This is a genomic window from Mesorhizobium sp. RSR380A, assembly GCF_054719385.1.
Genome location: NZ_JBTTIB010000001.1, coordinates 5,252,594 through 5,276,822, shown reverse-complemented (window position 1 = coordinate 5,276,822; position 24,229 = coordinate 5,252,594). Strand labels below are relative to the sequence as shown.

Below are 24,229 nucleotides of genomic sequence, written 5' to 3'. Positions count from 1 at the left end.
CCTCACGGCGGCCTTTTCATAAACAATTCAGGCACCTAGAGCGAAGAGGTGATCTGCAGTTCGCTGGCGCCATCGAGCGCGTAGACGTCGTCGCGGAACTGCACGACGCCCGGACCCGTCGACCAGGCCGACACATAGAGGAAGTGGACCGGAACCGGGTTGACGACCTGCACCGGCGTGTTCTCGCCGGTCTTGATGGTAGCCTCGAAATGCTGGCGGTCCCAGCCGGGTGTGTCGCGCAGGATCCATGTGACGAGGTCGCGCACGTTCTGGACACGCACGCAGCCCGAGGAATCGAAGCGCATCATCTTGCCGAACAGGCTTTGCTGCGGCGTATCGTGCATGTAGACGCCGTCGGGGCTGGGGAAGTTGATCTTCACCGAGGCCATGGCGTTGCCGGAACCCGGATCCTGGCGGAAGCGGTATTTCGCGGCATCATCCGTCGACCAGTCGACAGTCATCGGATCGACTTCGCTGCCATCAGGCGCAAACAGCCGGATATGGCTGTCCTTGAGATAGTCGGGGTTCTTCCGCATCAGCGGAATGATGTCCTTGCGCACGATCGAGACCGGCGCGTTCCAGTAAGGATTGACGATGATCTCGTTGATCTTGGAATTGACCACCGGGGTCTGGCGGTCGATCTTGCCGACGATTGCGGTGTGGCGCAGCACGACGCGATCGTTCTCGACCGCCTCGATCTGTGCCGCCGGGATATCGACCAGCACATAACGGCTGCCCAGCGTGCCGGCCTTTTCGCGCAAGCGCTCCAGATTGGTCTGCAGCTGACCGAGGCGGATCTGCGCCGAAACGTTCATCGCCGCATAAGTGTACTTGCCCATGGCACCGTCGGCCGGCAGGCCATGGCGCGCCTGGAAGCGCTTGACCGCGGCGTCGACGTAGGAATCGAACGACGTCGAAATGCCGGCGCTCTGCGCCAGATCGCCCGAAACCATCAGCCGCTTGCGCAGCGGCACCACGTCCGGATCGTCGACGCCAAGCTGCAGCTTCTTTGTCGCCGGCACCTCGCCCCAGCCGCCCTGGGCGACGATGTTCTGATACTGCGCCACAGCCTGTTCGGTGAAGGCGACCGTCTGTAGGCTGAAGATCGGCAGCGTCGAGGCGACCTTGCCGCCTTTTGAGGCGCGGGCGTCGAACTGGTCGTCCCAATTGCCACGGTTCGAAGACTTCAGGATATCGTCGATCACATCCTGCGCGCTGGCGGCATTGGCAACCATGGCAACGGCGAGCGCGGAAGCTCCGGAAAGGAAAAAGCGGCGGCTGGTTCTCATGGACGTTCCAGACATTCTTGTCGTGTTGGCTTGTAGCGTTTGGCTGTTGCAGCGTTCGGCTACGTGCTCGATTTTGGGCGATATCGCCCGCACTTTAAAGTTGGCATTGTTAAGAATTAGCCAACCATGACCTGCGTCACCTGGCCGTAAAAAGCGGACGGCGATGCGACGTTACAGGCGCGCGAACAGCTTTCGCCGCCGCATACCCACACCCCTCGCTTCCACCGCGAATATGGCGGCAACGTGGCTTTGCGCCGAATTTGGAAGCGCCGGCGGCTCGAAAAGAAAAGGCCGGTGCTTTTCGGCACCGGCCTGTTGGCTGAGACTTTCCTCCGGCCGCGCTTCTTCCGGCGCAGCTGCTATTCAATGGCCCGCTGATTACATCCTGTAGGCAATCGTGTCGTTCCAGAAGCGGTCGAGGCGCTGCAGCGCGCGGTTCATCTGCTTGAACTCTTCGCTGTTGATGCCGCCGACCTGTTCGATCGAGCCGACATGGCGCTCATAGAGACCGGCGACGACTTCCGCCACTTCATTGCCCTTCGGCGTCAGCGAAACGCGGACCGAACGGCGGTCGATGCGCGAGCGCTGGTGGTTGATGAAGCCGAGATCGACCAGCTTCTTCAGATTGTAGGAGACGTTCGAGCCGAGATAGTAGCCACGCGAGCGCAGCTCGCCGGCGGTCAGTTCGGAATTGCCGATATTGAACAGAAGCAGCGCCTGGATGGCATTGATGTCGGAACGGCCGTTGCGGTCGAACTCGTCCTTGATCACGTCAAGCAGACGGCGATGCAGACGCTCCACCAGTTGCAGCGATTCCATGTAAAGCGAACGGATAGCCTCGCGGCGATCGTCGGATACGTTGGCGGTCTTCGCCGCCGGACGCGAATTGATCATTGTCTTTGCCTCTCGTTTGTCGCCCTGGTGATTTTTTGTTTTTCACCTTGATTGCGACACTATCGAATACTCATAAAATTCGACTTAAACGCTAGGGCTAACAAGAGCTTACCGGTAATAGGTTTCGCAAGACGCTTAACGAACGGTCACCCGAGCAAGGATAATTAACCTAAAGATTTACCCAATGGCTGCGGGGCGGCGTTTCAGGCGCGCGCGGGGCGCTTGCGCATCCAGATAACGACGCGGAAGGCGATGTAGAGCAGCGCCACCGCGGCATGCGAGAAGACGATCAGCGGCCGGTGGCCGTACAGATCGGGGAAGCCGGCATACATGATGGTCTCGGTCACCGCGCAGATGAACCAGATCACCGGGCCCCACGACGCCAGCATCCAGAGGCCGGCGGCGGCGAAGGGGAAGAACACGGCCAGCATCACCGCCACGACCTGCCAGTGCACCGGCATCAGGTCGAAGCGCCACAGCGGGCCGGGATAAAAGCCGATCAGCCGGATCCAGTACAGGATGCCGAACAGCAGGCAATAGCCCGCTATGACGCGCTGGAACCAGGCGAAGATGATCTCGACACCCGAGGGCTGCAGCACGATGCGCCGCGACGTGACCTCGCTCACAGTTCGAGTTCCCGTTCGAGCGGCGCGAAATAGGCGTCCACCGAAGCAGCGTCGACCTCGGCCAGGCTTGCCGGCCGCCACTGCGGCGTCGAACCCTTGTCGACGAGGACGGCGCGGATGCCTTCATAGAAGTCGTGCCCGGCCAGCATGCGGTTGAGGATGCGGAACTCCATCTTCATGCAGGCTTCCATCGACAGCGTCAGCCCGGCGCTGATCTGGCGCCACGCGACACTGAGGCTGGTCGGCGAGCGGGTGCGGATGGTGGCCAGCGTCTTGGCGGCAAACTCGTCGGCGCCTGCCGCGCGCTCCAGGCTCTCGAGGATTTCGGCGAGCGAGGGTTGGGAAAAATGCCGGGCAATGGCTTCCAGCACCGGCTGGCCGGTCTCCCGCCTGGCCGGCACGAAAAAGCCGCGCAGCACCGATTCCGGATCGCCATTGGCGCAGAGCCGATCGAGAAAGGCAGCCTGGTCGGCGGCCTTGATGGTGTGGGTGGCCAGGCCAGACCACAGCGCATCGCCATAGCGAATGCGGTTGCCGGTCAGCGCCAGATACATGCCGAAGCTGCCGCCAAGGTCAGGCAGAAGATGGCTGCCGCCGACATCGGGGAAGAAACCGATGCCGACTTCGGGCATGGCGAACTGGGCGTTCTCGGTCAGCACACGCTGCGAACCGTGGAAAGAGATGCCGACGCCGCCGCCCATAACGATCCCGTCGATCAGCGCGACATAGGGCTTTTTGTAACTGTTGATGCGGGCGTTGAGCCGGTATTCGTCGGCGAAGAACTCGACCGGCGGCTTCCCGGCGCGGGCCTCGTAGACGTGCATGATGTCGCCGCCGGCGCAAAACGCCCTGCCCTCGGCCTTGACGACGACGACATCGATGCCGACGTCGCGCTCAAAAGCGTCGAGCGCCTTGTCCAGCGCCTTGATCATGCGATGTGTCAGCGCATTGAGCGCCTGCGGCCGCGTCAGCGTGACGACGCCTGCCTTGCCCAACCGTTCGAAGCGGATCTTGTCGCCGCCGCCAAAAACCATCGTCAGAGAATCCCTCCCCGCGCCTGCGGGACTGAAGTGCTAAAGGTGGCGCATGGGTGCGTCAACCGGCGGGCGCGGTTTGGATTTTCGCAAGGGAACGCGACCGTGCTTTGCCCCCGACAGAAATGCGCGCAAAATTGCCGGGCAAAACAGCCTTTCTTCTGATGCAGGGACAAACGCATGACGCTTGAAACCGCAGCGCCGAGCCATGGCTGGGAGATGCCGAAAAAGTTCGACCCGGATGATGTTCTCAGCCGCCCGCTGATGGCCAATCTGGCGACCGTGACCGCTGACGGTGCGCCGCGCAACGCGCCGATGTGGTTCATCTGGGAGGACGCTGCGATCTGGCTGCTCGGCTCGACCGGCGCAAGTGCTGTCAAACACCTCGAACGTGACCCGCGCTGCGCCGTGGAGATCGTCGACAATGAGGCCGGCATCCTGCTGCATCTCGGCCTGCGCGGCGTCGCCACCATAGAAGCTATGGCGCCGAACCGCTTCAAACGGCTGCTGCACAAATATCTCGGCCCGGAGGCGACCTGGAACCGCTGGTTCATCGACAATGTCGCCGACATCGGCCATCCGGACGGGCGCCTGATCCGGCTCGCCCCGGAGAGCACCTTCACCAACAATGTGTCGTTCTACAAAACCGGCCCAGAACTGGCGTGGCCGCCAAAGCCGTAAGCACCGCGTCATCGGCTGGCACAATCGTGTCGCATTGGTCAGCGGCAAGGCCTCGTGGTAAAAGCCGCCTCGACCCGGAGTTTTTGCGATGAACAAATTCACCCCCGCGACGAGCAACAAATTCCCGCCGGCAAAGCTCGGCGCACGCAGCGTCGACGAGATCACCGGCAGCCGCCGCTTGCGGCGCATGCGCAAGGCCGACTGGTCGCGCCGCCTGGTGCAGGAAAACCGGCTTACGGTGAACGATCTGATCTGGCCGATCTTCGTGATCGACGGCAAGAACACGCGCGAGCCGATCGCCGCCATGCCCGGCGTCTTCCGCCTGTCGCTGGACCTCGCCGTCAAGGAGGCCGAGCGGGCCGCTAAGCTCGGCATTCCGGCGATCGCCACCTTCCCCAATGTTGAACTCAGCCTGCGCGACCAGACGGGATCGCACATCCTCGACCCGGAAAACATAATCAACCGCGCCACCCGCGCCATCAAGGACGCAGTGCCCGAGATCGGCATCATCACCGATGCCGCGCTCGATCCGTTCACCTCGCACGGCCATGACGGCATCTTGCGCGACGGCATCATCGTCAATGACGAGACAGTGGAACAGGTGACCGCCGCGGCCGTCATCCAGGCAGCGGCCGGCGCCGACATCATCGCGCCGTCCGACATGATGGACGGCCGCATCGGCGCCATCCGCGACGCACTCGACGCCAACGGTTTTTCGGATGTGGCGATCATGTCCTATGCGACGAAATTCGCCTCCGCCTTCTACGGCCCCTACCGCGAGGCGGTCGGCACCGCCGGCCTGCTCAAGGGCGACAAGAAGACCTACTATCTCGACCACGCCAATTCCGACGAAGCGGTGCGCGAGGCCGAGCAGGATATCGCCGAGGGCGCCGACATGCTGATGGTCAAGCCCGGCCTGCCCTATCTCGACATCATCCGCCGGCTGAAGGACGAGTTCCAGATGCCGACCTTCGCCTACCAGGTGTCAGGCGAATATTCGATGATCAAGGCGGCGGCCGCCAATGGCTGGATCGACGGCGAAAAGGCAATGCTGGAGAGCCTGCTCGCCTTCAAGCGCGCCGGCTGCGACGGCATCCTGACTTACTTCGCGCCGGAAGTGGCGCAAATGCTGAAGGGATAAATTCACTCCAGCACATAACTCTCTTTGACATTTCTTGTTTCGAAGTCCAGCCGACCACGCCCGCAAACCGACATGTCTTGGAACAAGTCGGGATTCTTGATGCCTGCTTCGACACAGGCTTCTCTCAATTTGGCGGTGCAAATGACGATGCCCATGTTCTTCTGTTTGAAGATATGCGCATCGCCAACAATCTCCTCCTTGAAATAGAAGCACGCGCCTCCGGCGCGGTCGTAGTGGACGCCTCCATTCTCGCCGATCAAAAGCCTAAACTTCGACGATTCGAGATCCACGGCATCAATCTTGCGAACGATGTCGCAAAGGTAGTGCTTTGGTTCGATCGGCTTTCCGCTCAAATAGAATACGTCGCAGTCGTTAAACACGACCCCATCGGGGTCGACTGACTGCAGAACTTCCTTCAGGCGCTCGGATACAAGCCAGTAACAATGAAAATCTTCTAAGTCTTTTGGTGGCCTGCAATAGGCTGTCGCTTCAGGCCGTAGCCTGGGCGTCTCCGGGTACTCAGGAAAGCCGTATCCCCCAAACTCCGTCGGCCCGAGCAGTATGCGGGGTGGCGGCACCAAAGCTTGGGCGTTTTCCAGCTGAAGACAATGGGACCCGCCGCGATATGTCGGTCCGATCTGGAAGAATTTTCCATGTTTCTTGAATTTCGCCTCTTTGCGGAAAACCCGCTCTGGGACTTGAGCTGGCCTATTCTGCGGGCGGTTCCGGTTGGCAAACAGTTTTGCAATGAGTGAAATAATGGTCACGTGCGCGCCTGCTCAGTTTACCGACTTTCGAGTTCAAGACTAAATCGCGTGAGAGTACCCGTCCACCTGCTTCGCGCCCGAAGTGGCGCAAATGCTGAAGGGTTAGCCGGAACCCTGATACACCGGGTTCCGGCTTTTCCTCACGCCTTCGGCAAATAAGGGATCGTTCCAGCGAGATCGGTATCGTCGATCAGTTGGAAGCGGCTGTCGCTGCCCTTCCGGCGCTCCGCCACAAACGGAGCGTATTGCGGATCGTTGGTGAAGGCTTCGGCTGCCTTTGCCGACGGAAACGCCATGATGGCGATCAGGCTGGTGTCGAGCGGCTTGCCCTCCAGCGTCTTCACATTGCCGCTGCGGGCGAGATACTTGCCGCCATGCTTGTGGACGAGGTCATGCACCGAAGCGGCATAGGCCGGCACCCATTTGTCGTCCTTCACCTTGATGTCTGCGATCACGTAAGCGGTCATTGTCCAACTCCTCATGGATCGGCACCGGACTGCCCGGTGACGTGACCGCTGCCTCGCATGGCGGCGCCGGACCGCTCCAGTCACAGAACTGTACCGGGGGTGCCAGTACAGCTTCTGTACTGGCTGAACTCAGGTTTTCTGAATAAGGTCCGGCAACATCTTTTGGAGCTCACCACATGACACAAGCCGGTTACAAGCAATTCTGCCCGCTCTCCATGGCCGCCGAGCTGCTCTGCACACGCTGGACCATGGTGCTGCTGCGCGAACTGGTGGCGGGATCGACCCGCTTCAACGATTTGCGCCGCGGCGTGCCGAAAATGTCGCCAACCCTTCTGTCGCAACGGCTCAAGGACCTCGAGGCCGGCGGCATCGTCGAGCGGACCGAGATCGCGACCGAGAAGGGCGTGTTCGAATACCGGCTGACCGAGGCGGGCCGGGATTTGCGCCCGGTTGTCGAGGCGATGGGGTTTTGGGGCCAGAAATGGGTCGAGGCCAGGCTGTCGCTCAAAAACCTCGATCCGTCGCTGCTGATGTGGGACATGCGGCGCAATCTGAACCCCAGTCCGCTGCCGGACGGGCGCACCGTGATACAATTCCTGTACCATGACCTGCCGGCGTCAAAACGATCGTGGTGGCTGATCGTCGAAAAGCAGGGCGAGGTCGATCTTTGCTGGTACGATCCGGGCTTCGACGTCGATCTCTACGTCTCGACCGATCTGTGCACCATGACCTCGATCTGGATGGGGCTGACGACAGTTCACAAGGAACGCGACAAGATCAGCCTGACCGGCGATCTCGACGTCGCCGGCAAGATGCAGATCTGGCTTGGGCTCAGCCCGTTTGCGGTGATGCCGAAGCGCGTGGCGGCTTGAGGTCCCTGCGCATTCCACAGATCGGCTTGCCTCTAAAAACTACTTGCGATATGCAATCGGTTTGGATACTGATTGCAAATCACAACTGGTCACCGAAAGGGAGTCTCCATGTCCAAACTTCGCGTCAATGCCTTCACCTTGTCGCTCGACGGTTTCGGCGCCGGTCCTGACCAGGACCTGCAAAATCCGCTCGGCGTTGGTGGCGAATATCTGCACAAATGGATGACCGGCACCCGCACCTTCCATGAGATGGTCGGCAAGGATGGCGGCACCACCGATGTGGACGACCGGTTCACTGTCCGCAGCTTCGACAATGTCGGGGCCTGGATCCTCGGCCGCAACATGTTCGGCCCGATCCGTGGCGAATGGCCAGACGAGAGCTGGAAAGGCTGGTGGGGCGACAACCCGCCCTATCACGTGCCGACCTTCGTGCTGACCCACTACAAGCGCGACCCCATTGTGATGGAAGGCGGCACCGTTTTCCACTTCGTTGCCGGCGGCATCCACGCCGCGCTCGAACAAGCAAAGGCCGCGGCCGGCGGCAAGGATGTCCGCGTCGGCGGCGGCGTTTCCACCATCCGGCAATATCTGCAAGAGAAGCTCATCGACGAGTTGCATCTGGCGGTGTCGCCGGTGTTGCTCGGGAGGGGCGAGAGCCTGTTTGCCGGGCTGGATATGCTGAAGCTGGGTTACCAGTGCACCGAGCAGGTGGCGACAGCGCTCGCCACGCATGTGACGATCAAGCGGGTGTAGTGGCGAAGTGATAGGCGCAGGCTTCTTTCTCCCCGTTCTACGGGGAGAAATGCCCGGCAGGCAATGAGGGGCAGCGCTGCTTTTGGAGGTTAGCAGCGTCCGACGGCTGTGAATTCGTCGATGCCGGCGCTGCCCCTCATCCGCCCTTCGGGCACCTTCTCCCCGTGAAACGGGGAGAAGGAAAAGTGCTCAATACTTCTCCGGCACGTAAAGCTCGCGCGGCAGGACCTGGCGCTCGTACTCCGGGTTGAACACCCGCTCGGGCAGCGTGATTTCTTCGTGCGGCACGTCCTCATAGGGCAGCTGTTTGAGGAGATGGTCGATGCAGTTCAGCCGCGCCCGCTTCTTGTCGTTGCCTTCGACGATGTACCACGGTGCCTCTGGGATGTTGGTGCGGGCAAACGTCTCTTCCTTGGCCTTGGTGTACTGCTCCCAGCGCACGCGCGACTGCAGGTCCATCGGCGACAGCTTCCACTGCTTCATCGGGTCGTGGATGCGCATCATGAAGCGCATCTGCTGTTCCTCGTCGGTGATCGAGAACCAGTATTTGACCAGCGTGACGCCGGAGCGGACCAGCATGCGCTCGAACTCCGGCACGTCGCGGAAGAACTCTTCGACCTGATCGGGTTCGGCAAAGCCCATCACCCGCTCGACGCCGGAGCGGTTGTACCAGGAGCGGTCGAACAGCACGATCTCGCCGCCGGCCGGCAGATGCGGCACGTAGCGCTGGAAATACCACTGCGATTTTTCGCGCTCGGTCGGCGCCGGCAGCGCCACGACGCGGCAGATGCGCGGGTTGAGGCGCTGGGTGATGCGCTTGATGACGCCGCCCTTGCCGGCGGAATCGCGTCCTTCGAAAACCACCACCAGCTTCTTCTTGTGGTAGGCGACCCAGGACTGCAGCTTGATCAGTTCCGACTGCAAGCCGATCAGGTCGCGGAAATACTGCATGCGGTCGATCGACGGCGGATGCGCGTTCTTGTAGATCTTGGAGATCTCCAGCGACAGCGCCGGCTCCGACATTTCAAGCTCATAGTCCTCGTCGAGCATGTCGGCGAGTTCGGCTTCCAGCCAATCCCTGGCCGGAGAATTCTGCTTCAACTCGGTCATTTCCACTGCTCCGCTTGCCGGCTGGCATGAAACCCTGAGCCGACTCGATATAGGCCGCCAATGACGGTTTTATTGCAAGCCGCCGGCCAGCCGGTCATCACTGCAAACCAGCGAGCATTGCCGATCCATCGCCCTGGGATGGCGACAAGCCGCTCAAATTGTCCTACAATTGGCGGACCCCTTCGGGCTTCCCCGCCCTTTCCTGCTAAAACCGCCTCCCCACCAAAACTACGAGGATCTGACATGGAATACCGCACGCTTGGCCGTTCCGGCTTGAAAGTTTCGGCGCTGACCTTGGGAACCATGACCTTCGGCGGCAGCGGGCCGTTCGCCGCCGTCGGCAATTCCGATCTCGCGGAGGCCTCGCGCATCATCGACACTTGCATCGATGCCGGCATCAATCTCATCGACACCGCCAATGTCTATTCCAACGGTCTGTCGGAAGAGATCATCGGCGAGGCGCTCGGCGGCAAGCGCAAGAACGACGTGCTGATCGCCTCCAAGGCGCGCATGCGGATCGGCAAGGGCCCCAATGACGAAGGCCTGTCGCGCCATCATCTGATCCGCGAATGCGAGAAGAGCCTGAAGCGCCTCAGGACCGATGTCATCGACATCTATTTCCTGCACGAATGGGACGGCGCGACGCCGCTCGAGGAAACCATCTCCGCGCTCGACACGCTGGTTGCCCAGGGCAAGATCCGCTATGTCGGCTGCTCCAACTATTCCGGCTGGCAGGTCATGAAGGCGCTCGGCATCAGCGACAGCCAGCACCAGCCGCGTTTCGTCACCCAGCAGATCCACTACACGCTGGAAGCACGCGAGGCCGAGTATGAGCTCTTGCCGATTTCGGTCGACCAGGGCCTTGGCGTGCTGGTGTGGAGCCCGCTCGCCGGCGGCCTGCTGTCGGGCAAATACCGCCGCGACAGTCCGACGGCGCGCCAGATCGGCGGCTGGTCGGAACCGCCGATCCGCGACGAGGGCCGGCTGTGGCGGATCGTCGACGTGCTGGTCGACATCGGCGCCACTCGCGGCGTCTCGGCGGCCCAGGTGGCGCTGGCCTGGCTGCTTGGCCGGCCGGCCGTCAGTTCGCTGGTGATTGGCGCACGCAACGAGGCCCAGTTGAAAGACAATCTCGCCGCGGCAAGCCTGACGCTGTCCTTTGATGAACGCCAGCGTCTCGATGCCGTCAGCCGGCCGCCGGTGCTCTATCCCTACTGGCACCAGCAGTTTACGGCGAAGGACCGCTTCGGCCCGGCCGATCTGGTTATGGACCGCAGCGTCATCTGACTTAAGGGCGCCGGAAGCCGCTAGCCCGCGATAAACCGCCAGACCTGCGGATCGGGCTCGATCTGGCCGCTGAGCACGAAATATTTGTAGAGCACGAGCAGGCAGATCGCCTGCTCGGCCCGCTCGTCGGCGAATTTGCGGCAATAGGCGTTGGCCGCCGCAACGATGCGCTGGGCCTCGGCCGGATGCTGCTCGAGATGATGCACCCGCTCGGCCAGATCGCTGAAGTCGGGCGCCAGCGGCACATAATGGACATCGGGCTCGAGCTGCCCCTCGGCGAACCAGGTCTCGTAAGTCGGCGGCGGCATCAGGCAGAGCGAGTTCGAGCTCATGATCCATTTCAGATTGGTCGCGACATCATTGCCTTCGAGCGAGATGATGTAGCGGTAGCGGCGCTGCTGATCGATGCTGAGATAGGGCTTGCGGTATTCCGCAGGTGCTGTCGCCCTCGGCGTGCCGACATCGCAGAACGGCAGATTGCGGGCTGCATCCAGCAACAAGGTGCGGATCGGATTGTTGAGTTCGCCGCGCCAAACGACGAGCGGATGCTTGTCGGCGAAGGCGACATCGTCGGCCGGCATGTAGAAATGACGGAACTTGTTCAGCTTGAACAGGACGCCGTTGCCGTTGTCGCCGGCTATCGGCCGGTCCTTGACGATCGACGGCATCTTCGGCACTTCGATGACGTCGCCGAATTCCAGGTCGATGCGCAGATCTGGGTCGAAATAACGGGTGAACTCCTTCAGATCGTAATAGTACATGCTGCGGTCCGACGGCAGCCGGCTGACCGGCACGGCCTCGGGGCTGGGGCTAAAAGGCTCCCGCAGCGTGTTGTAGTAATTGAGCCGCTGGCGGACCGATGCGTCGGAAAGCCTGGCCTGATCGAGCAGCCGGCCGAGCCGGCGCCGGAAAAGAACCGGCGGCGCGATGTCGCGCATGGCGTTGCGCGCATAGTAGATCAGCTTCTGTGCGTTTCTTTGAAGCGTGGCCATCGGTCGTTTTGATTCGAAATCGGTCGGCGGCGGCTCCAGCAACTGTCCCGCAGCCTTTTCTAAACCATTGTGTTCGCCATCACGCAAGTCCAGAACCGCTGGCATCTGCCCTCGCGGCGCTGTTGTGTTTGCCGGCCAATGCTTCTAGGCAGGATCAGGCACAGCGAAAGGAAACGATATGGCTCGACCACCGAATTACGGTCAGGAACGCAAAGAGCGCGACCGGCAGAAGGCCGCCAAGAAGGCGGAGAAGCTCGCCGCCAAGGTCGCGGCCAAGGAGCGCGCCGAGCCTGAGAACGAGGCAAGTTCGAAAACCGACACCGAAACAGAGAAATAGGCAAGACAGGATCACCGGCCCACGAAACGGGCCGGATCCTGGCAAAATGCCGGTCTGATCAGGCCGATGTGATCAGGCCGGGGCCTTGTCGCTGACGAAGACGTTGACCTCGCGCGCGGCGGCGATGAAGGCGCGTCTTGCGATCATCGCCGGCTTGTCGCCGGCCAGCGCGTCATGGCAGGCCTGCAGCGCTTCGCGGTGCTTGGGGCTGCGCTTGCCGGGCCAGCTGTTGAGCAGGTAATCGGAAGCCTCGCGCACCGTACGCAAGAGCTGAGTGCTTCCCTCCGTGCCCGACTTAACGGTCACGGGTGTTTCAAATCGGTTGTTTTCCATGGGCGCCTCTTACGCCATCGGCGTCCGCGAAGCGAGGCCGAAAGCGGATCGCGACGGCGTTCTTTCGTTTTCGTGACCAGTATCAAGCGGCGACGACGGCAAAACCCCTGGCGCGCAGGCCGCGCCGGTCATTGTGCAACGAGGTCACCAGGCGAGCGCGGCTGCCGGCGATATGGGCGGAAAGTCGCGCCGCCGCCGCATCGGCATCGCCGGCCCGCACCGCCGCCAGAATGGCGTGATGCTCGCTCCAGGCGCGGCCAAGGGCCGCCTCGTCGCGCACCTCCAGCCAGCGCGCCCGCGACAGCCGCGTCATGGCATCGCGCACGGCCCGAAACAGGAACTCGTTGCCGGAGAGCCGCGCCAGTTCGATATGGAAATCCATGCCGACGCGGTGCCATTCCTCGCGCGGCGTGGCAGTGTCGCAGGAGTCCAGCATCGCCTCGATGACATCGGCTGCGCTCCTGTCGGCCAGCGCCGAAGTCAGCCTGACCGCCGCGACCTCGACCGCTTCGCGGTACACCGCGATCTGTTCCAGTTCGGCAAGGTTGATCGGCGACACGGTCCAGCCGCGCCCGTCACGGCAGATCAGCCCTTCCGTCTCCAGCCGCAGCAGGGCTGCCCTGACCGGCGTGCGCGAGGCGCCGAAGCGGCTCTCGATCCAGCGCTCCGTCAGCCGCTCGCCAGGACCGACCTCGAGGCCAAGGATCATCTCGCGAAGCGCTTTTTCGACGATCTGCATCTGCGACATAGTTGCTTCCATTGCTGGCGATCGGCCTTGCCCGTTGGTCTTGCCGATCACATTGAGAGCGCCTGATTGACAGCAGCCGGGCTTTGCGTCCATGAGGTACCAAGTTGGTATCCCAAAATGGTATCCGCAGCAAGCGGACAGGACAGGACATGCCGCAGGACAGTGCAGCGCAGGCCGCCGAAGCGCCTTCCACCTACAACATTCATTGGCGGCGCAACCTGCTCGTGTGCTTTGCCGGATCGTTCAGCACGCTTGTGGCGATGACGCTGTTGCTGCCGTTCCTGCCGCTCTATGTCGAACAGCTGGGCGCCCTGGGCCACGCGGCGATCGTGCAATGGTCCGGCATCGCCTTCGGCGCCACCTTCCTTGCCGCGGCCCTTGTCGCACCGCTGTGGGGGCGGCTCGGCGACCGCTACGGCCGCAAGGTGATGCTGGTGCGCGCCAGTTTCGGCATGGCGATCTGCATGTCGCTGACCGGCATGGTGCAGACCGTCTGGCAATTGGTGCTTTTGCGCCTGTTGATCGGCTTTGCCGGCGGTTATTCCTCAGGCTCGACGATCCTTGTCGCCATGCAGACGCCGAAGGAGCGCTCCGGCTGGGCGCTTGGCGTGCTGTCGGCCGGCATCACCGCAGGCTCCCTGGTCGGCCCGTTGCTTGGCGGCGCGCTGCCGCCATTGATCGGTATTCGCGCCACCTTCCTCATCGCGGGCGGCGTCATTTTCCTGGCGGCGCTGGCGACGACGTTCCTGATAAAGGAGATGCCTCGCCCGCCAGTACAGGCAAAACGCGAGGAGAAACCAAAGGGAAGTTGGGCGCAGATCCCCGACAAACGCCCTGTCGTGGCCATGCTGGCGACCGGCATGCTGTTCACCTTCGCCAACATGTCGATCGAGCCGATCATCACCGTCTACGTCCAGCAACTGGTCGCGGACGCAAGCCGGGTGACGCTGGTCTCCGGTGTCGTCATGTCGGCGGCGGCGCTGGGCGCCATCCTGTCGGCGTCACGGCTGGGTAAGCTCGCCGACCGCATCGGCCACTGGAACGTCATCGTCGCATCGCTGGCCGTCTCGGCGCTGCTGTTGATACCGCAGGCCTTCGTCACCGAGAGCTGGCAGTTGGTCGGGCTGCGGTTCCTTATGGGTCTGGTGCTGGGCGGGCTGTTGCCCTGCATCACCAGCGTCATCCGCCACAATGTTCCCGATGGGGTCGGCGGCAATGTGCTGGGCCTGGCAATCTCGGCGCAATATGTCGGCCAGGTCGCGGGGCCGCTGCTGGGCGGCTTCGTCGGCGGCCATTTCGGCATGCGCGCGGTGTTTCTCGGCACGTCGGTGCTGATGGCGGGCGGTGCCGCGTATAATTGGCTGGCCCAGGCGCGCCGCACGCGCGACATGCTGGCGATATCGGAAAAATCCTGACAGACAGGTCGCGCCGCCTATCGTCAATCACGGAGCCCGAGACATGAGCATCGCCGAGTCAGCACCAGCAAACAGCGCGCGCATCCTCGTTTTCGCCGGCGGCATTGCCGGCGCGGCGGGCGTGGCGCTGTCGGCGGCTTCAGCGCATCTCGGCGGCGCGTTCGTCGGCACGGCCGCATCCTTCCTGCTCATGCATGCGCCGGTGTTTTTGGCCGTCGGCCTCGCCGGCGCAAACCGGATCTTGCGGATCGGCAGCCTGGTGCTGCTCGTCGGGCTTGTTCTGTTCTGCGGCGATCTGCTGGCACGGGATTTCGTGGGATCGCGGCTGTTCCCGATGTCGGCGCCGATCGGCGGCACCTTGCTCATCGCGGGCTGGCTGGTGATCGCGGCCTCGGCGCTCGTGCGGCAACGGTCCTGACGAGCCAAGAACCCTGCCCCATCAGATATCACACGAGGCTTAATCCTGCCGGTTTTGCGGCAGCAGGTCGCGGTTGCGCTTGGCAGACTTGGTCGGCCGCCGCCTTTCCGGCTGCTCCGTGGCAGGCGAGATACCCCAGTAGTTGCGATAAATGTCTTCGAACAGATGCTTCACGGGATGCATGTTCGTCTCCTCTTTAAGAACTTGAATCGATCCAATCAGCTGGCACGAAAATGCCGGGGCCGATCAGCTGCGCTTGCGTTTCACAAGGTATTGCAGGTCACGCCTCCACGGCCCGACCTTGTCGCGGCGCTTGCGGGTGGCGGCGTCGGAGACTATGCCCCAATCATTGCCATAGATGTCTTCGAACAGATAATTCACGGGATGCATGGCACCCTCCTCTTGAATCGATCCAAGTTGTACTTGGTGAATCCCTTGGATCGATTCAAATATAGACTCTCTCCGCCGTCCGATCAAGGGAAAATTTGAACCGATCCAACGAAAGTGCTAAACAGGCTCCGGTTCAGGAGACGAAAATGACGGCATTGACCTCCGGCAAGACGAGACCAGTGCGGCTTGCCGACATCGCCAAGGCGGCCGGGGTCTCGCACGGTACCGCGTCCAACGTGTTCGCTCGCCCGGAAATCGTGCGCGAAGAGGTCCGCGAGCGGGTCAAGGCGGCGGCGGAAGCGATGGGCTATGCCGGCCCGGATCCCAAGGGCCGGCTGCTGCGCGCCGGCAAGGTCAACGCCATCGGCGTGGCAACGGCGGAACCATTGTCCTATTTCTTCGACGATCCCTTTGCCCGCGTCATGATGGCCAGCATTTCGCAGGCCTGCGACGCCACCGGCGCCGGAATTTCGCTGGTCTCGGCCGCCAACAGCGAGCAGCTCGCCTGGAACATCCAGAGCGCCCTGGTCGACGGCTTCATCGTGTTCTGCATCGAGGGTGGGTCGCGGCTGGTCGAACTGGCGCGCGAACGCAAACTGCCTTTCGTGGCGCTTGATCTCGATTCGGAAAATGAGGCGGTCGCTGCGATCGGCGTCGACAACGTCGCCGGCGCGGGTCTGGCGGCGCGCCATCTGGCCGAGTTCGGCCATCGCAGCTTTGCCGTACTCGCCCTGGAATCTGCCGACGCTGGCTTTGGTCCCGTCACGCAGGAGCAAGTCGAGACGACATCCCTCTACTCGGGCACACGCGACCGTCTGCGTGGCTATTTCGGCGAGCTCTCCCGCTTCGGCATCGACGTCTCGCAAGTGCCAATCTACGAAACCCTCAATGACGAGGCGAGCGTTCGGGCCGGCCTCGATCATATTTTCGCGCTGCCGCAGACGCCGACGGCAATCCTGGCCATGTCGGACAAGATCGCGCTGCATGCGCTCGACTGGCTGCGCGAGCGTAACATTGCCGTGCCGGGCGATGTGTCAATCGTCGGCTTCGACGGCGTGCCGGAAGGCGCCGACTCCGAGCCGCCACTAACCACTGTCGCCCAGCCGATCGCCGAGATGGGCCGGCTGGCCGTCAAGGCGATCCTCGAAAATGACGGCTCGCAGCACCGGCAATTGCTGCCGGTCGATCTTGTGGTGCGGGGGTCGTCCGGCCCCTCGCCTGCTAGCTAGGCGGCTGATGTGGGATCATCGGCTTAGCCTTGGCATCGCGGGCATGCCGAAGGTCTGGTGAACGGCTGGCGCTTCTTTGCGAACCGGCTTTTTGCCCAAGCCGATGCCGGACAGCCACTCAAGATAGAAGGCGAGCGCGAATTGCATGGCGATGCCGGCCGAAATCAGCAAGACGTCATAGGCAAAGCCGCCCGGATTGATCAGCTTCATCACCTGCGCCGCCATGGCGATCAGCGTGCCGGCGAGGAACACCGGCAAGGAGCGCTTGCCGAGCAGGGCAAGCGGATGGTCCGGGCTGAGACGGAACAGGTTCGAGAAAGCCGGCAGGGCGACGATCAGATAGCTCACCGCCAATATGTGCAGGAGCCGCGGCAGCGACAGGAACGTCTTGTCGAAGCCGCCGATCACCACGGGCAGGTTAAACCACGTTATCTCGCCCCAGAGCGGGCTGTGCACCCAGACCGCCGCTGCCGCGACATAGGTCGCCGCGGCGCCCACCAGCCAACGATTGACGGGAATTGTGCCGCCGCGCCTGACATGCAGCATGCCGGCAAGGCCGATGTTGAACAGGAATTGCCAGGACAGCGGGTTGAGGAACCAGAAGCCGGGCTCGGGATAGTTCGGCGGCGCGATCTGCCAGAGGCCGGCGGCAAGCCACAGCGCGCCGGAAAAGACCAGCGCCGGCAGCGGCCGGTAGCTGACGAAGAGCAGGAAAAGCGGCGCCATCAACAGCAGCGCCGCATAGACCGGCAGGATGTTGTTGTAGCCAAGCTGGTGGCCGAGCGTGACAATGCCGATCATGACCTCCGGCGTGTTCTTCATCAGCGGCTCGATGTTGATCAGCTTGAGCAGTTCCGGCCGCCGGCCGTACACCGCCGCGGCGCAGAACAACGCCATCACAACCATGGTGGTGACGATGTGGGCACTGTAAAGCACGCCGGCCCGGCGCCACATCTTCAACATCGCCAGCAGCCGGCCGCCCGGCTGGAACTTGTTGCCATATGCGAGTGCGACCGACATGCCGGAAATCAGCACGAAGGCTTCCGCCGCGTCCGAGAATCCGAAATTCTTGTAGGTCAGCGTTTCGAAGACGGTGCCCGGCACGTGGTCGATATAGATGGTCAGGAGTGCGAGCGCACGGAACACGTCAATGCGCGTGTCGCGATCGGGGATACGCGGAGCGCGATCGGCGATACGCGGGGCGCGATCGGGCGGGACTGGCAGGGTCATCGACAAAAGGCCTCAAAGGAGAGCAAGGATGCTCGCGTTGTTCATGCCGGGATGCGACCATCGGCGCACACCGCTTCGATTCCTCCCGCAGGGAGCATATCGGCGCAGAAACGGTCTGAAATGAGCCTGTTGCAATCACATTTGGCGGAGCGTGAAAATATTCCGTTTTGAAGCTGGCAAAGGACCAATGTCTCCGTGAAAACAACGAGATATGAGCGTGCATCGATATAGCGACGAGAACGCCTTTCTGCATCAGGATCTGGCCTTTCCCTACCGCCTCCTCAAGCCGGAGAATGCCGGCGGCGAGAGCCTGTTTTTACTGCACGGATCGGGTGTCGACGAAACGACGATGGTCCCGATTGCGAGGCAGATCGCCCCTAACGCCACGCTGGTCGCGGTGCGTGGCCGCATCCGCCAAGAAGACGGCTTCCGCTGGTTCGAGCGGATCACGCCGACCAGTTTCGAACAGGCGAGCATCCGTGCCGAAACATCGTACTTTGCCGCCTTCGCAAGCGAGGCCGCAAAGCGCCACGGGCTCGACCTCGCCCGGGCGACTTTCCTCGGCTATTCCAACGGCGCCAATCTGGTTTCCAGCCTGATGCTGCTCAACTCCGGCCTCGTCCGAAAAGCGGCGTTGCTGAGAGCAATGCCCGTGCTTGACGATGCGCCGGCAACCGATCTGACAGGAAGGCGCGTCCTGATTGTCGCTGGTGCCGCGGACGAGACCTACGGGCCGTTTGCGCCGCCACTGGTGAGGCTGCTCAACAAACATGGCGCCGAGGTCGATGCGCGCATCGTGCCTTCAGGTCACGAAATCGGCGACCCGGATGCCGCCATCGTCCGGCAATGGCTGGCGGGACCAGCATTGGTCGCACGCCAGGCAGGCTAAGAGACCTTGGTAGACCGCATCGGCGCCCGGCGGAACGGCTGAGCAGATGCTCGTCGCCTAGCCCTGTCCCATCCGGTTCCAGGCATCGAGCCCGGCGATCTTGTAGGCTTCGGCCAGCGTCGGATAGTTGAAGGTGTTGTTGACGAAGAAATCAACCGTGCCGCCGAGGTTGATCACCGCCTGGCCGATATGGATCAGTTCGGTGGCGCCTTCACCGACGATGTGGGCGCCGAGCAGGCGGCGCGTTTCGACCGAGAACAGCAGTTTCAGAAAGCCGGAGTTGACGCCCATTATGTGGCCGCGCGAGGTTTCGCGGAACCGCGCCAGACCGACTTCATAAGCAGCGCCGCTCTCGCGCACCTGCTCCTCCGACTGACCAACGGTGGAGATTTCCGGCACGGCGTAGATGCCATAGGGGAAGGTTTCCGGCGGCGGTGGCAGTTGCACGCCGAAGGCGTGGCAGGCGGCCACCCTGCCCTGCTCCATCGATGTCGAGGCAAGGCTGGGGAAACCGATGACGTCGCCGGTGGCATAGATGTTGGGCGCACTGGTCTGGAAGGTCTGCGGATCGACCTTGATGCGGCCCCGGGAATCGGCCTCGATGCCGACCACGTCGAGGCCGAGGCTGCCGAGATTGCCGCTGCGGCCGGCGGCGTAAAGCACGATCTCGGAGCGGATGGTGCGGCCATCGGCGAGCGTCACTTCGGCATAGTCGGGTTTTGAGACGATTTCCTTGACCGTACTGCCGAGGCGAATGGTCATGCCGCGGTCGCGCATCTGGTGGATGAAGTCGTCGACGATCTCGCGGTCGACGAAATCGAGGATGGTGTTGCGCGGCTCCACCAGCGTCACCGGTACGTCGAGCGCCGAAAAGATCGTCGCATATTCAACGCCGATGACGCCGGCGCCGATCACCGTCAGCGTGCGCGGCAGATGGTCGAGTTCCAGCATCTCATCGCTGTCGAAGACGCGGATCTTGTCGAAAGGCAAGTCGCGCGGCCGGTGCGGCCTGGTGCCGACCGCGATCAGCGCATTGGTGAAACCAACCTCCGAGTAGTCGCCATTGTCTGCCGTCAGGCTGACCTTGTTTGGGCCGACGAATTTCGCCATGGCGCGGACGCTTTTGACGGCGTTGCGCATAAACTGGTGCTGCAGCACCTCGACCTCGTGGTCGAGCGTCTTGTGCAGCCGCTCGACCAGGTCGGCGATGGAGATGTCCTGCTTGACCCGGTAGCCGCGGCCGTAAAAGCCCCGCTCGCGCCAGCCGGACAGGTTCAGCACCGTCTCGCGCAGCGTCTTCGACGGGATGGTGCCGGTGTGCACCGAGACGCCGCCGAGGCGCCGGCCCCTGTCGACCACCAGCACCGATTTGCCGAGCTTTGCCGATTGCACCGCGGCGCGGCGCCCGGAAGGGCCGCTGCCGATGACCAGCATGTCGTAATCCATGTAACCCCGTCCCCTCGGCGTCTTGTTGCGCCGCAGCAAGCTAACGCCATCCGTCCACCAAATTCAATCGGCTCAACCGCGCCACACTGCCGACCCGGACCGATGGACGAACCGATCTTGATTCCGCCCGCGGTCTTCACCATTTCAGTGGCGGCGCACCCTAGCGTGGCGCCTGTTACGAGGACATGACATGAACGCGCGCGTACTTGACGGCGAAATCATCACCAGCAGGCTCGACGACGTCAGGGCCTATGACGGTGTGCGCACGCGGCGCATCCTGGCCTTCATAATCGACTATTGCATCGTGGCGCTGCTCACCATTCCGTTCGCGATCCTGGTGGCCGTGCTTGGCCTTTTGACATTCGGTCTTGGCTGGGCGCTGTATTCCATCCTCGTGCCGGCGGTCGCCATTCTCTACATCTGGAACACGCTGGGCGGTCGCAACCAGGCCACATCAGGCATGAAGATGATGGGCATTCGGCTCGATCGTCTCGACGGCAGCCGTATCGACGGCCTCACCGCCGTTGTCCATTCGGTGCTGTTCTGGGCGAGCACGGTCATCCTGACGCCGCTCGTCCTCCTGGTGACGCTGTTTTCCGATCGCAAGCGCACACTGCACGACCTGCTGCTTGGCACGGTCGTCAGCCGCAGCGACCGTTGAACCGGCGTCCAACCGACGCCAACAGGCATTTGTGCGCAAATGTGAAGGGGTCCGTTCAACCCCGCCTTCACAATCCTGTTGAATTTTTCGCCAGCCAAGCCAAAGGTAGAGCGATTCGCAGGAGTGTTCCCAAGGTTCGATGACGCACCATCCGACCCAGTCGCCGCAGTTCTTCCTGACCGCGCCATCGCCGTGCCCGTATCTCGAGGGCCAGTTCGAACGCAAGGTGTTCACGCATCTGGTCGGCGACAAGGCGCCGGAGATGAACGATCTGTTGACGCAAGGCGGTTTCCGGCGCTCGCAGAACATCGCTTACCGTCCCGCCTGCGAGACCTGCCGCGCCTGCGTCTCGGTGCGCATCCTGGCGCAGGAGTTCACCGCCAGCCGCAACATGAAGCGGGTGATCCAGCGCAATTCCGATCTGATCGGCGCCATGCACGACGCGCAGCCGTCGACCGAGCAGTATTCGCTGTTTCGCGGCTATCTCGACGCTCGCCATCGCCGCGGCGGCATGTCCGACATGACGGTGCTCGACTACGCCATGATGGTCGAGGATACCCATGTCGACACCAAGGTGATCGAATACCGGCGCCGCGGCCCCGACACATTCATCACCGGCAAGGGCCAGGGCGAGCTGATCGCCGTGGCGCTGACCGACAAGATGGCCGATGGCCTGTCGATGGTCTATTCCTACTTCAATCCCGAGTTCGAGGACCGTTCGCTCGGCACCTTCATGATCCTCGACCATATCGCCCGCGCCCGGGCCATGGGCTTGCCCCATGTCTATCTCGGCTACTGGGTCAACGGCTCGCGCAAGATGAACTATAAAATGCGCTTCATGCCGCAGGAGCATCTCGGCCCAAAGGGCTGGGAACGCTACGACCACGAAGCGGTCACGAGCTGATTTTTCTTCTTACCAAATCCTGATCTAAACATTTTCAGCCGAGACGATGCTGGTCTTTCCGCCCGTTGGCGGGGCGATTGCGCCGACCGGCATCTGCTCAAATCATTGCGAAAGCCGTTGCATGTCCTCTCACAATGCCCACACCAAAGGACTTCTGCTCACCGCGCTTGGCGGGCTGGCGCTGACCATCGACATTCCCCTGATCCGGCTCGCCCATGGCGAAGCCTGGACGATCCTTTTGCTGCGCACCGGCTGCACCTTCGTGGCAGGGCTGATCGTATGGGCCATCTGGCGCTCGTTCAGCAAGAATGCTCCGCAGCTGATACCCGGCTGGTCGGGGCTCGTCGTCGCCACCCTCTACGGGCTCGGCGCAATCGCCTTCATCACTGCCGTCTACAACACCTCGACCGCCAATCTGGTTTTCATCCTGGCCTTCTCCACCATGTTCTCGGCGCTGCTGTCGTGGCTGTTCCTGAAGGAGCGACCACAGCCGCTGACGCTTGCGGCAATGGCGCTGATGATCGTCGGCATCGCGATCATCGTCGGCGATTCCGTCGGCACGGGAAATCTGTTCGGCGATGTGATGGCGCTGTGTTCGGCCTTGGCGATTGCCTGCGCCATCACCGTTTCACGCGCCAGCGGCAGGGATATGGGATTCACCGCGCTGACCGGCGTCCTGCTGCCGTTCGGGCTGGCGGCGCTCATGGTCTCCAGGACCGGTTTCCAGGTGGAAGCGCCATGGTGGATCGTTTTCAACGGCGCCGTCATCATGCCGTTCGCCTTCTTCTGCCTAGCCAACGGGCCGAAATACATTTCAGGCCCGGAAGTGGCGATGTTCTATCTCCTGGAAACGGTTTTGGCGCCGGTCTGGATATGGATGATCTTTGCCGAGACGCCGTCGCGCAACAGCTTGATCGGCGGCGTGATCCTGATCGTCACGCTGGTTGCCCATTCCCTGTGGCAGTTGCATGAAGGGCGCAAGCGCCGGGCAGCGCTCGCCGTCGCTTACCCAGCCTGACTTTTCTTCGCCGGGCCGGCGACAATCTCGATCTGCGGCGGCCCGCCTTCGAGCTCGGCCGCCGCGTCGGGAACGGTGTCTTCGGCCAGTTCCACCTCGCGCAGCCATTCGCGCCATATCGCCACCAGCAGCGCCATCAGCACGGGGCCGATGAACAGGCCGAGAAAGCCCATCGTCTTGACGCCGCCGATCAGGCCGAAAAAGGTGGGCAGGAAGGGCAATTTGATCGGTCCGCCGACCAGCTTCGGGCGCAAGGTCTTGTCGACGATAAACAGCTCCACCGCGCCCCAGATGAACAGCGCCAGGCCCGCCATCGGCGAGCCGCTGGCGGCGAGGTAGATCGACACAAGCGTAAACGACAGCGGCGCGCCGCCGGGGATCAGCGCCATCACGCCGGTCAATGCGCCCAGCGTCACCGGCGACGGCACCCCGGCCAGCCAGTAGGCGATGCCGAGCACCAGCCCCTCGCCGATGGCGATCACGGTCATGCCGGTAACGGTCGAGGAAATGGTCGCCGGCACGACGCGCGAAATCCGCTCCCAGCGCGTCGGCAGGATGCGTTCGCCGAGCCGGTCGATCTGGCTGGCAAAGTGTTCGCCGTCGCGGTAGGCGAAGAACAGCGCGATCATCATGAACAGCAGCGTCAGCAACAGGCCGAAGGCGCTGCCGCCGGCAGCCAGCACGCCGCGATAGATGCTGCCGATATTGGCGCCGCTGACCAGCTGGATCAGCTCGCCGATGCCACCGGGATGGCCGAAATTGTCGATCCACTGTTCGTTCAGCCACTCGCCGACGACAGGCAGCGAGGTGATCCAGTGCGGTGTGACCGCGCCGTGCCTGTTGGTCTCGATCGCCCAGCCCACCCATTCGCGGACCTCGTTGATGGCGTAGGTGCCGGCGAGCGCTATCGGCACCACCAGGAAGGCGAGGATGAACAGGATGGCGAGCGTCGCGGCGACGGTGCGGTTACCGCCGACACCGGCAAGCAGCCGGCGGTAGAGCGGCCAGCTGGCAAAAGCAATGACAAGGGCTGCCAGCACGGGAAACAGGAACCCGTGGAAGAAATAGACGCCGGCGGCGACGATCAGCACCAACAGCCAGCGCGCAGCCGACAGCGGCGGAATGACGGCGGATCGCAACGGTGTCGACAGGCCGAACAGGCGCTGCTGACGTTCCGGCTTCTGGATCTTCGCTTCCTTCAAACGGTCAATTCTCCCCAGCCTACACAGCGTTTATGCACTGTTATAGTGCCGCAATCGTGACGATAGTCCAAATGCCTTGGGATCTCCCCCCTTGAG

Annotated in this window: 28 protein-coding genes; 13 read left to right on the top strand and 15 right to left on the bottom strand. The window is 62.6% G+C overall.

Features of this window, described 5'->3' with window-relative positions; translation table 11 throughout:
* Window positions 1-35: 35 nt before the first annotated feature.
* The 4 genes from ACYG9Z_RS25505 to ACYG9Z_RS25490 all read right to left on the bottom strand — a co-directional run bounded on the left by ACYG9Z_RS25505 (window position 36) and on the right by ACYG9Z_RS25490 (window position 3,843).
* On the bottom strand, window positions 36-1,289 hold the full coding sequence (locus ACYG9Z_RS25505) for a L,D-transpeptidase family protein (protein ID WP_023752011.1): 1,254 nt from the start codon (window positions 1,287-1,289) through the stop codon (window positions 36-38).
* Between the two features lie 378 nt (window positions 1,290-1,667).
* Window positions 1,668-2,183 (bottom strand): transcriptional regulator LdtR, encoded by a 516-nt coding sequence (ldtR, locus tag ACYG9Z_RS25500; RefSeq protein WP_023672997.1) that lies wholly within the window; start codon window positions 2,181-2,183, stop codon window positions 1,668-1,670.
* A gap of 203 nt (window positions 2,184-2,386) precedes the next feature.
* A complete protein-coding gene (locus ACYG9Z_RS25495; protein WP_023682398.1) occupies window positions 2,387-2,809 on the bottom strand; it encodes a DUF6163 family protein in 423 nt (140 codons plus the stop codon).
* Window positions 2,806-3,843 carry an enoyl-CoA hydratase/isomerase family protein gene (locus ACYG9Z_RS25490; RefSeq protein ID WP_023682399.1) on the bottom strand — a complete coding sequence of 346 codons (1,038 nt, stop codon included), beginning with the start codon at window positions 3,841-3,843 and terminating at the stop codon, window positions 2,806-2,808. The genes ACYG9Z_RS25495 and ACYG9Z_RS25490 overlap by 4 nt, the downstream gene beginning before the upstream one ends.
* 180 nt (window positions 3,844-4,023) lie before the next feature.
* Between ACYG9Z_RS25490 and ACYG9Z_RS25485 the strand changes: the two genes are divergently transcribed.
* Window positions 4,024-4,524, top strand: a complete 501-nt coding sequence (locus tag ACYG9Z_RS25485; RefSeq protein WP_023752012.1) for a pyridoxamine 5'-phosphate oxidase family protein — start codon at window positions 4,024-4,026, stop codon at window positions 4,522-4,524.
* Between the two features lie 88 nt (window positions 4,525-4,612).
* The gene (gene hemB, locus ACYG9Z_RS25480; protein ID WP_023682401.1) at window positions 4,613-5,665 is read left to right on the top strand and encodes a porphobilinogen synthase; all 1,053 of its coding nucleotides are present in this window, start codon (window positions 4,613-4,615) and stop codon (window positions 5,663-5,665) included.
* 2 nt (window positions 5,666-5,667) lie between these two features.
* Here hemB and ACYG9Z_RS25475 read toward each other — a convergent pair whose 3' ends face one another.
* Entirely contained in the window at window positions 5,668-6,432 is a 765-nt protein-coding gene (locus ACYG9Z_RS25475) for an imm11 family protein (RefSeq protein WP_023715392.1), read from the bottom strand.
* 140 nt (window positions 6,433-6,572) lie between these two features.
* On the bottom strand, window positions 6,573-6,899 hold the full coding sequence (locus ACYG9Z_RS25470; RefSeq protein ID WP_023673003.1) for a DUF1330 domain-containing protein: 327 nt from the start codon (window positions 6,897-6,899) through the stop codon (window positions 6,573-6,575).
* Window positions 6,900-7,075: 176 nt separating this feature from the next.
* On the opposite strand from ACYG9Z_RS25470, the gene ACYG9Z_RS25465 reads away from it, so the two are divergent.
* Together ACYG9Z_RS25465 and ACYG9Z_RS25460 are read left to right on the top strand one after the other, a co-directional pair.
* On the top strand, window positions 7,076-7,771 hold the full coding sequence (locus ACYG9Z_RS25465; RefSeq protein ID WP_023682403.1) for a winged helix-turn-helix transcriptional regulator: 696 nt from the start codon (window positions 7,076-7,078) through the stop codon (window positions 7,769-7,771).
* Between the two features lie 108 nt (window positions 7,772-7,879).
* Entirely contained in the window at window positions 7,880-8,524 is a 645-nt protein-coding gene (locus ACYG9Z_RS25460) for a dihydrofolate reductase family protein (protein WP_023697456.1), read from the top strand.
* A gap of 189 nt (window positions 8,525-8,713) precedes the next feature.
* On the opposite strand, the gene ppk2 is transcribed toward ACYG9Z_RS25460, so the two are convergent.
* Window positions 8,714-9,634 (bottom strand): polyphosphate kinase 2, encoded by a 921-nt coding sequence (ppk2, locus tag ACYG9Z_RS25455; protein ID WP_023682405.1) that lies wholly within the window; start codon window positions 9,632-9,634, stop codon window positions 8,714-8,716.
* A 243-nt stretch (window positions 9,635-9,877) separates the two neighbouring features.
* Between ppk2 and ACYG9Z_RS25450 the strand changes: the two genes are divergently transcribed.
* Window positions 9,878-10,921: an aldo/keto reductase gene (locus ACYG9Z_RS25450; protein ID WP_023700559.1), complete on the top strand. Its 1,044-nt coding sequence runs from the start codon at window positions 9,878-9,880 to the stop codon at window positions 10,919-10,921.
* Between the two features lie 20 nt (window positions 10,922-10,941).
* Here ACYG9Z_RS25450 and ACYG9Z_RS25445 read toward each other — a convergent pair whose 3' ends face one another.
* Complete coding sequence (locus ACYG9Z_RS25445; RefSeq protein ID WP_023700560.1) at window positions 10,942-11,913, bottom strand: glycosyl transferase family 90; 972 nt, start codon at window positions 11,911-11,913, stop codon at window positions 10,942-10,944.
* A gap of 178 nt (window positions 11,914-12,091) precedes the next feature.
* On the opposite strand from ACYG9Z_RS25445, the gene ACYG9Z_RS25440 reads away from it, so the two are divergent.
* Window positions 12,092-12,250, top strand: a complete 159-nt coding sequence (locus ACYG9Z_RS25440; RefSeq protein WP_023673009.1) for a hypothetical protein — start codon at window positions 12,092-12,094, stop codon at window positions 12,248-12,250.
* A gap of 72 nt (window positions 12,251-12,322) precedes the next feature.
* On the opposite strand, the gene ACYG9Z_RS25435 is transcribed toward ACYG9Z_RS25440, so the two are convergent.
* Both ACYG9Z_RS25435 and ACYG9Z_RS25430 read right to left on the bottom strand, forming a co-directional pair.
* Window positions 12,323-12,556, bottom strand: coding sequence for a DUF982 domain-containing protein (locus tag ACYG9Z_RS25435; protein WP_245259900.1), 234 nt, complete (start codon window positions 12,554-12,556; stop codon window positions 12,323-12,325).
* A 109-nt stretch (window positions 12,557-12,665) separates the two neighbouring features.
* Window positions 12,666-13,331, bottom strand: coding sequence for a GntR family transcriptional regulator (locus ACYG9Z_RS25430; RefSeq protein WP_023689520.1), 666 nt, complete (start codon window positions 13,329-13,331; stop codon window positions 12,666-12,668).
* A gap of 149 nt (window positions 13,332-13,480) precedes the next feature.
* On the opposite strand from ACYG9Z_RS25430, the gene ACYG9Z_RS25425 reads away from it, so the two are divergent.
* A complete protein-coding gene (locus ACYG9Z_RS25425; protein WP_023752013.1) occupies window positions 13,481-14,746 on the top strand; it encodes a multidrug efflux MFS transporter in 1,266 nt (421 codons plus the stop codon).
* A gap of 43 nt (window positions 14,747-14,789) precedes the next feature.
* Window positions 14,790-15,164 carry a DUF423 domain-containing protein gene (locus ACYG9Z_RS25420; RefSeq protein ID WP_023673013.1) on the top strand — a complete coding sequence of 125 codons (375 nt, stop codon included), beginning with the start codon at window positions 14,790-14,792 and terminating at the stop codon, window positions 15,162-15,164.
* A gap of 39 nt (window positions 15,165-15,203) precedes the next feature.
* Here ACYG9Z_RS25420 and ACYG9Z_RS25415 read toward each other — a convergent pair whose 3' ends face one another.
* Both ACYG9Z_RS25415 and ACYG9Z_RS25410 read right to left on the bottom strand, forming a co-directional pair.
* Window positions 15,204-15,347, bottom strand: a complete 144-nt coding sequence (locus tag ACYG9Z_RS25415; RefSeq protein WP_023673014.1) for a hypothetical protein — start codon at window positions 15,345-15,347, stop codon at window positions 15,204-15,206.
* Between the two features lie 63 nt (window positions 15,348-15,410).
* Window positions 15,411-15,554, bottom strand: coding sequence for a hypothetical protein (locus ACYG9Z_RS25410; protein ID WP_023705079.1), 144 nt, complete (start codon window positions 15,552-15,554; stop codon window positions 15,411-15,413).
* A 146-nt stretch (window positions 15,555-15,700) separates the two neighbouring features.
* Here ACYG9Z_RS25410 and ACYG9Z_RS25405 point away from each other — a divergent pair, with 146 nt between their 5' ends.
* Entirely contained in the window at window positions 15,701-16,783 is a 1,083-nt protein-coding gene (locus ACYG9Z_RS25405) for a LacI family DNA-binding transcriptional regulator (RefSeq protein WP_023682412.1), read from the top strand.
* Between the two features lie 15 nt (window positions 16,784-16,798).
* Here ACYG9Z_RS25405 and ACYG9Z_RS25400 read toward each other — a convergent pair whose 3' ends face one another.
* Window positions 16,799-18,013, bottom strand: coding sequence for an OpgC family protein (locus ACYG9Z_RS25400; protein ID WP_023734154.1), 1,215 nt, complete (start codon window positions 18,011-18,013; stop codon window positions 16,799-16,801).
* A 217-nt stretch (window positions 18,014-18,230) separates the two neighbouring features.
* On the opposite strand from ACYG9Z_RS25400, the gene ACYG9Z_RS25395 reads away from it, so the two are divergent.
* Window positions 18,231-18,902 carry an alpha/beta hydrolase gene (locus ACYG9Z_RS25395; protein ID WP_245259901.1) on the top strand — a complete coding sequence of 224 codons (672 nt, stop codon included), beginning with the start codon at window positions 18,231-18,233 and terminating at the stop codon, window positions 18,900-18,902.
* A 57-nt stretch (window positions 18,903-18,959) separates the two neighbouring features.
* Here the strand turns inward: ACYG9Z_RS25395 and sthA are convergent, their stop codons facing one another.
* Window positions 18,960-20,348, bottom strand: coding sequence for a Si-specific NAD(P)(+) transhydrogenase (gene sthA / locus ACYG9Z_RS25390; protein WP_023734155.1), 1,389 nt, complete (start codon window positions 20,346-20,348; stop codon window positions 18,960-18,962).
* A gap of 190 nt (window positions 20,349-20,538) precedes the next feature.
* On the opposite strand from sthA, the gene ACYG9Z_RS25385 reads away from it, so the two are divergent.
* The 3 genes from ACYG9Z_RS25385 (at window position 20,539) to ACYG9Z_RS25375 (ending at window position 22,931) form a co-directional block, all read left to right on the top strand.
* The gene (locus ACYG9Z_RS25385; RefSeq protein WP_023673020.1) at window positions 20,539-21,009 is read left to right on the top strand and encodes an RDD family protein; all 471 of its coding nucleotides are present in this window, start codon (window positions 20,539-20,541) and stop codon (window positions 21,007-21,009) included.
* Between the two features lie 139 nt (window positions 21,010-21,148).
* Window positions 21,149-21,913: an arginyltransferase gene (locus ACYG9Z_RS25380; RefSeq protein WP_023673021.1), complete on the top strand. Its 765-nt coding sequence runs from the start codon at window positions 21,149-21,151 to the stop codon at window positions 21,911-21,913.
* Between the two features lie 121 nt (window positions 21,914-22,034).
* A complete protein-coding gene (locus tag ACYG9Z_RS25375) occupies window positions 22,035-22,931 on the top strand; it encodes a DMT family transporter (protein ID WP_023689526.1) in 897 nt (298 codons plus the stop codon).
* Here ACYG9Z_RS25375 and ACYG9Z_RS25370 read toward each other — a convergent pair.
* On the bottom strand, window positions 22,919-24,133 hold the full coding sequence (locus tag ACYG9Z_RS25370) for an AI-2E family transporter (protein ID WP_023682419.1): 1,215 nt from the start codon (window positions 24,131-24,133) through the stop codon (window positions 22,919-22,921). The genes ACYG9Z_RS25375 and ACYG9Z_RS25370 overlap by 13 nt on opposite strands.
* Window positions 24,134-24,229 lie beyond the last annotated feature (96 nt).

What these genes read in the sequence shown, in the direction of transcription:
- ACYG9Z_RS25385 (WP_023673020.1), top strand. Translation starts at nt 20,539, where the DNA reads ATGAACGCGCGCGTACTTGACGGCGAAATCATCACCAGCAGGCTCGAC.
- ppk2 (WP_023682405.1), bottom strand. Translation starts at nt 9,634, where the DNA reads ATGACCGAGTTGAAGCAGAATTCTCCGGCCAGGGATTGGCTGGAAGCC.
- ACYG9Z_RS25505 (WP_023752011.1), bottom strand. Translation starts at nt 1,289, where the DNA reads ATGAGAACCAGCCGCCGCTTTTTCCTTTCCGGAGCTTCCGCGCTCGCC.
- ACYG9Z_RS25415 (WP_023673014.1), bottom strand. Translation starts at nt 15,347, where the DNA reads ATGCATCCCGTGAAGCATCTGTTCGAAGACATTTATCGCAACTACTGG.
- ACYG9Z_RS25465 (WP_023682403.1), top strand. Translation starts at nt 7,076, where the DNA reads ATGACACAAGCCGGTTACAAGCAATTCTGCCCGCTCTCCATGGCCGCC.
- ACYG9Z_RS25410 (WP_023705079.1), bottom strand. Translation starts at nt 15,554, where the DNA reads ATGCATCCCGTGAATTATCTGTTCGAAGACATCTATGGCAATGATTGG.
- sthA (WP_023734155.1), bottom strand. Translation starts at nt 20,348, where the DNA reads ATGGATTACGACATGCTGGTCATCGGCAGCGGCCCTTCCGGGCGCCGC.
- ACYG9Z_RS25375 (WP_023689526.1), top strand. Translation starts at nt 22,035, where the DNA reads ATGTCCTCTCACAATGCCCACACCAAAGGACTTCTGCTCACCGCGCTT.
- ACYG9Z_RS25440 (WP_023673009.1), top strand. Translation starts at nt 12,092, where the DNA reads ATGGCTCGACCACCGAATTACGGTCAGGAACGCAAAGAGCGCGACCGG.
- ACYG9Z_RS25380 (WP_023673021.1), top strand. Translation starts at nt 21,149, where the DNA reads ATGACGCACCATCCGACCCAGTCGCCGCAGTTCTTCCTGACCGCGCCA.
- ACYG9Z_RS25450 (WP_023700559.1), top strand. Translation starts at nt 9,878, where the DNA reads ATGGAATACCGCACGCTTGGCCGTTCCGGCTTGAAAGTTTCGGCGCTG.
- ACYG9Z_RS25490 (WP_023682399.1), bottom strand. Translation starts at nt 3,843, where the DNA reads ATGGTTTTTGGCGGCGGCGACAAGATCCGCTTCGAACGGTTGGGCAAG.
- ACYG9Z_RS25470 (WP_023673003.1), bottom strand. Translation starts at nt 6,899, where the DNA reads ATGACCGCTTACGTGATCGCAGACATCAAGGTGAAGGACGACAAATGG.
- ACYG9Z_RS25460 (WP_023697456.1), top strand. Translation starts at nt 7,880, where the DNA reads ATGTCCAAACTTCGCGTCAATGCCTTCACCTTGTCGCTCGACGGTTTC.
- ACYG9Z_RS25425 (WP_023752013.1), top strand. Translation starts at nt 13,481, where the DNA reads ATGCCGCAGGACAGTGCAGCGCAGGCCGCCGAAGCGCCTTCCACCTAC.
- ACYG9Z_RS25405 (WP_023682412.1), top strand. Translation starts at nt 15,701, where the DNA reads ATGACGGCATTGACCTCCGGCAAGACGAGACCAGTGCGGCTTGCCGAC.
- ACYG9Z_RS25445 (WP_023700560.1), bottom strand. Translation starts at nt 11,913, where the DNA reads ATGGCCACGCTTCAAAGAAACGCACAGAAGCTGATCTACTATGCGCGC.
- ACYG9Z_RS25400 (WP_023734154.1), bottom strand. Translation starts at nt 18,013, where the DNA reads ATGACCCTGCCAGTCCCGCCCGATCGCGCCCCGCGTATCGCCGATCGC.
- ldtR (WP_023672997.1), bottom strand. Translation starts at nt 2,183, where the DNA reads ATGATCAATTCGCGTCCGGCGGCGAAGACCGCCAACGTATCCGACGAT.
- ACYG9Z_RS25430 (WP_023689520.1), bottom strand. Translation starts at nt 13,331, where the DNA reads ATGTCGCAGATGCAGATCGTCGAAAAAGCGCTTCGCGAGATGATCCTT.
- ACYG9Z_RS25420 (WP_023673013.1), top strand. Translation starts at nt 14,790, where the DNA reads ATGAGCATCGCCGAGTCAGCACCAGCAAACAGCGCGCGCATCCTCGTT.
- hemB (WP_023682401.1), top strand. Translation starts at nt 4,613, where the DNA reads ATGAACAAATTCACCCCCGCGACGAGCAACAAATTCCCGCCGGCAAAG.
- ACYG9Z_RS25485 (WP_023752012.1), top strand. Translation starts at nt 4,024, where the DNA reads ATGACGCTTGAAACCGCAGCGCCGAGCCATGGCTGGGAGATGCCGAAA.